Source organism: Brevundimonas sp. (assembly GCF_023259385.1).
Classification (GTDB): domain Bacteria; phylum Pseudomonadota; class Alphaproteobacteria; order Caulobacterales; family Caulobacteraceae; genus Brevundimonas.
This window is the reverse complement of record NZ_JAHFPF010000289.1, coordinates 1-4,183: the sequence shown is the minus strand read 5'-3', so window position 1 is coordinate 4,183 and position 4,183 is coordinate 1. Positions and strand designations below refer to the sequence as shown.

5 protein-coding genes and 1 pseudogene are annotated in these 4,183 nt (G+C 69.2%); 2 read left to right on the top strand and 4 right to left on the bottom strand.

Translation table 11 applies throughout. The features are described 5' to 3' along the window. Positions 1-607 (top strand): YceI family protein (locus Q0C81_RS16865; RefSeq protein ID WP_291840695.1); only part of this gene is annotated, 607 nt, incomplete at its 5' end. Here the strand turns inward: Q0C81_RS16865 and Q0C81_RS16860 are convergent. The 4 genes from Q0C81_RS16860 to Q0C81_RS16845 all read right to left on the bottom strand — a co-directional run bounded on the left by Q0C81_RS16860 (position 604) and on the right by Q0C81_RS16845 (position 3,855). Next, positions 604-1,470 carry a nucleotidyl transferase AbiEii/AbiGii toxin family protein gene (locus Q0C81_RS16860; RefSeq protein WP_291840692.1) on the bottom strand — a complete coding sequence of 289 codons (867 nt, stop codon included), beginning with the start codon at positions 1,468-1,470 and terminating at the stop codon, positions 604-606. The two genes, Q0C81_RS16865 and Q0C81_RS16860, sit on opposite strands and share 4 nt — an antisense overlap. Then, a complete protein-coding gene (locus Q0C81_RS16855) occupies positions 1,464-2,516 on the bottom strand; it encodes a helix-turn-helix domain-containing protein (protein WP_291840698.1) in 1,053 nt (350 codons plus the stop codon). Before Q0C81_RS16855 ends, Q0C81_RS16860 begins: the two co-directional genes overlap by 7 nt. 107 nt (positions 2,517-2,623) lie before the next feature. Then, positions 2,624-3,349 carry a hypothetical protein gene (locus Q0C81_RS16850; protein ID WP_291840689.1) on the bottom strand — a complete coding sequence of 242 codons (726 nt, stop codon included), beginning with the start codon at positions 3,347-3,349 and terminating at the stop codon, positions 2,624-2,626. Next, positions 3,346-3,855, bottom strand: a complete 510-nt coding sequence (locus tag Q0C81_RS16845; RefSeq protein WP_291840686.1) for a sigma-70 family RNA polymerase sigma factor — start codon at positions 3,853-3,855, stop codon at positions 3,346-3,348. Before Q0C81_RS16845 ends, Q0C81_RS16850 begins: the two co-directional genes overlap by 4 nt. A 98-nt stretch (positions 3,856-3,953) precedes the next feature. Between Q0C81_RS16845 and Q0C81_RS16840 the strand changes: the two are divergent. Further along, positions 3,954-4,183, top strand: a pseudogene (locus Q0C81_RS16840) (hypothetical protein); the annotation flags it as partial.

Genomic DNA, 4,183 nt, shown 5'->3' with positions numbered 1-4,183 from the left:
CGTCGGCTGGACCACCGCCCGGCCGGCGCCGATGACCGCCATGGCTCCCGCCGAGACAGCGGCGGCCAGGGCGGCGGCGCCCGATGCGGCGATCATCCCGGGGACGGCCCAGACCTGGACGCTCGATCGGGCGGACTCGTCCATTCGGTTCGGCGGGACCCATGCCGGAGCGGCCTTCAACGGACGCTTCGAGGATTGGGAGGGCCGGATCTGGTTCGATCCCGCTGACCTGGCCGGATCCCGCGCGGTGGTCACGGTGCGCACCGGCTCGGCGCGTACGGGCGACGCGACGCAGGAAGGATCGCTGCAGGACGCTGAATGGTTCGACCCGGCCGGCTTCCCCACGGCGCGGTTCGAGGCGACCGTCTTCCGGGCCTTGGGCGGCGACCGCTACGAGGCGCAGGGAACGCTGCGCATCAAGGACCGGGCCGTGCCGACGATCCTGCCGTTCACCTTCCGGGAAACGGCCGGTCGGGCCGTCGTCGAAGGGACCCTGACGCTGGACCGCACGGCCTTCGACCTGGGCCTGGCCTCGGACGCCGCCGGCGACTGGGTGTCCAAGGCGATCACGGTGACGGTCTCGGTCCACGCCCGACGCGAGGGCTAGCGCAACCCGATCGCCTTCAGGAAAGCCGCGACCTGCCCGAAGGCGTCCGTCTGCCACTCGTCCTCGTCGCGGTCGTCGAGAATCCCCTCCTCCGCCGCGAACCGTCGGACAGCGTAGGGGCCGGTATACTCCCGGCTCTGAAACTTCGCCGCGATGCCCGCGAAGCCTTTCAACGCTGTCTCGCTCGACATCAGCGGTCGGCAAGCGGTGGCGAGTGCATCGATGCCGCCGGGGTAGTGCCGGATGCAATAATAGATGTCGTAGGCGTCCTTGTCCTTGTCCCGCCCGACCAGGGCGTAGCCCTTCATCGCAAGCAGAGCCGGGATGGACGCCACGGCGAGCTCGACTTGATTCAGCCCTCCTCTCGGCATCTCCGCCTCGAGCAGAATCTTGTCCGCGAACTTCAACGCGAGATCGCCGCCGCTGGCGGGAATGACCGCGAAGTCCGGAACCAGCTGCGGCCGGTTCTTTTTGACGACCGCGTGTTCGGGCATCAGGAAGTCGATCAGAATCCTGACCGGCGGGCCGCCGTCCTGTGAGGGGACGTCCCGCGCCAGCTGATACACCTCGCCGTCGGCCGGTTGCTGATAGCCGGCGGCCAACAGCGTATCGATCAGCCCCTTGTACTGGCCGCCGGCCAGCGCTTCGGCGTCAAGCGCCAGGTCGATGTCGATGGAGCCGATGTGCGCCGTCACGGGGTCGGGGATCTGGAGCCAGGGTACGTTGCCGCCGACGACCACGAACTTGCCGCGATAGTCGCCGAGCACCTGACCCAGTTCCACCAGGACCCGTTTCACCGCCTCGGTCGTGCGCGAGCCATAGGGGTGGGGCGCCGGCTTGGCGGCCGTGACGCCGTTCACCACGGCAGGATCTCCCTGCGCAGATGGTCGGCGGCCTCGCGATCTCGCTCCCCGCCCCTGGAAAGGTCGAGGTAGGTCTGAAGCGGACTGGTCGCGCGAACGCCCAGGCGAACCTCTTCGGCGTCCAGAAGCGGGCCGCTCTCGTCAAGCACGGTGATCCAGACGTTGCCCCCCTTGGCGGCGGGCTGGAGGTCCAGCGCGTCAACCAGGATCGGCAAGGCGACAGGGTCGGCGTAGAGCTCCACATTCGAGGCCCGCAGCCAGGGCGCCCACCAGTTCGCCGCTGAACGCCCGCACAGCGCCGCCGCCGGGCCCGCCCTCTCGACGGCAAGCTCCACCGCCCGTTCGAGCGCGCCGTCATGGAGTACGGTGTAGAAGCCTTGCCGACGTCCCTGCGGGGGCTCGTTGGCGGAAAGCCAGGCGTCCACAAGAAGATCGGGATGGCGAACCACGAATCCGTCCGGCGTGTCTTCGATCCAGTCACGCTCCACCAGGGCGGTCTTCAGCTTGTGGACCTGACCGATGCTGACCTGGGTCGCCTCGGCGATCTCGCTCAGACGGCGCGCCGTCTGATCTCGTTTCAACAGATAGCGCAGCACCCGCGCGGATTTCGGCTTGAAGAGGGATTTCAGATCCCGGGTCTCGACTTGCGGCGTCGTCGCCACCTGGCGATCGACGTAGAGGCCGGGAAGGACCAGCCGGCAGTTGCCGAGCAGATCGACGTAGTTGACGTCATAGTCCCTGCACATCTCCCGAACCTGTGGCGAAACGTAGGGGGCGACGAAGACCAGCGCCTCGAACCGATCTTGCCTGCGCCCATGACGGCTCTGGTAGCTGATCAGCTGATGAATCGCCTGGTTGGCCGATTTCGGCGTGCCGGAGCTCTTGACCTCGCAGAGCAGACGATAGGGCTGAGCGTCCTTCTCGAAGCGCACCACGAAATCGATCCCGCGACCCCGCGACAGGTGCTCCCGCTCGATGTCACGGACATGGAGATCCGGAATCTGCTGGAGGAGAAGACTGACGGCGCCGATGCCGTCCTCCTCCATTTTCACAAGATCAACCTCTTTCAACATACGGTGAAAGTACATTTTTTGGTGAAAATGTCAAGGCGTTTTCACTCAATAGCCAACTTTCACCAATCAGTGAAAGCAGCTCAGCGCCAGCCGGCGTCGCGGGCCTCGGCCTCGGCCGCGGCGTCCAGGACGTCTCCGGCCAGGCTGGCGTCGACCGCGGCGAGGACCGCGGCGGGCGTGTCGGTCCCGGCGGTCCTGATCTCGCCGGACCCGGCCGCCGAGGGCGCCAGCGCGCGGATCGACCAGGCGTCGTTCGCGCGGCAGGCCAGGCCCGCCACGCCGGCGTCGCCGGCCTGGAAGGTGCGGCACCAGCGGCCGTCCCCGTCGCGGAAGGTCAGGACGACGGCGCGCCCCTCGCCGTCGGCGCCTTCCGACGCCAGCCGGCGATCCAGCACCCGGACCAGGCCCGCGTCGGCGATTTCTCCGCCGGGCGCGAGCACGAAGCCGTCGTTCCGGCCGTCCAGCAGCGGGCCGATCATCAGGCCGCCGATGAAGGTCGCCGCGGCCAGGCCGCCCCACAGCGCCGCCCGCCGTGGCGCGAAGGCCTCGCCGATGGCGCGGGTGAACCGCGTCCAGGGCGCGGCCACAGGCTCAGAGCCCGCGATCAGCCGCGCCAGCGCCTGATCGCGAGGATCCGGCTGGACGGCGAAGGCCTCTCGCGCCGCCGCCTTCAGGGCGCGCATGCGGGCTAGCCGCGCCGCCAGTTCGGGGTCGTTCAGGGCCTCGGCGTCGATCCGCTCGCCCGCCTCAACGCTCAGCTCCCCGTCGATGCGCCGCATCAGGATTTCGTCGTCATAGCGGGTCATCCCGTCACTCCTTGCGCGGACAGGGTCTGGATCAGGGCCTGCCGTCCGCGCACCAGGCGGCTGGTCAGGGTGCCGGCGGGCACGCCCAGGACCTCGGCCGCCTCGGCGTAGGACAGGCCCTCGACGAGGACCAGGGCCACGGCGTGTTTCTGGTCGTCGGGCAGGGCGTGGATCGCGTCGCGGACCGCCAGGGCGTCGACGCGCAGGCTTTCGTCCGCCAGGGCGGCGTCCGGGACGCGCGCGGTGGCGTCATCCTCCGGCGTGACCACGCGGCCCCACCGCAGGTTCGAGCGGCCCTCGTCGATGGCGATCCGTCTCATGATGGTGAAGGTCCAGCTGTCGAGTCGGGTCCCGACCCGGAATTTCGACCGCGCCGCCAGCGCGCGCTCGACGGTCTGCTGGACGAGATCCTGCGCGTCCGCATCACGGGGCCGCAACACCCGCGCAAATCGGCGCAGGCGCGGAAGAAGCTCAACCAGCCCCGTCTGAAAGTCGTCCAAATGCATTCCTCGTCCATACGGGATGAAACGACCGGACCCAGACGTTTCATCCATGCCATACACAAGGCGGATCACCGTCGGATGCAAGAACGGAGTGGTTGTCGGTGTCGCTGAGAACGATCCTCGCAGGATGGACGGCGCTGCTGATCCTGGCGGTCGGCACGCCCGCCGCCGCCCAGCTCGGCCCGCTGCAGGCGCCCCAGCTGCCGGGCCTCCCCTCGCCGCTCGGCGACCGGCTGCCGGGGGTCGCGGACGTGGACGCCCTGGGGCGACAGGCGATCGACCGGGCGCTGCAGGCGCCGTCGCGGCTGGCCGACCTGGTGCGGCGTTCGGA

Excerpts from the sequence above, each read along its gene's own strand:
- Q0C81_RS16845 (WP_291840686.1), bottom strand. The coding sequence starts at position 3,855 with ATGCATTTGGACGACTTTCAGACGGGGCTGGTTGAGCTTCTTCCGCGC.
- Q0C81_RS16850 (WP_291840689.1), bottom strand. The coding sequence starts at position 3,349 with ATGACCCGCTATGACGACGAAATCCTGATGCGGCGCATCGACGGGGAG.
- Q0C81_RS16855 (WP_291840698.1), bottom strand. The coding sequence starts at position 2,516 with ATGGAGGAGGACGGCATCGGCGCCGTCAGTCTTCTCCTCCAGCAGATT.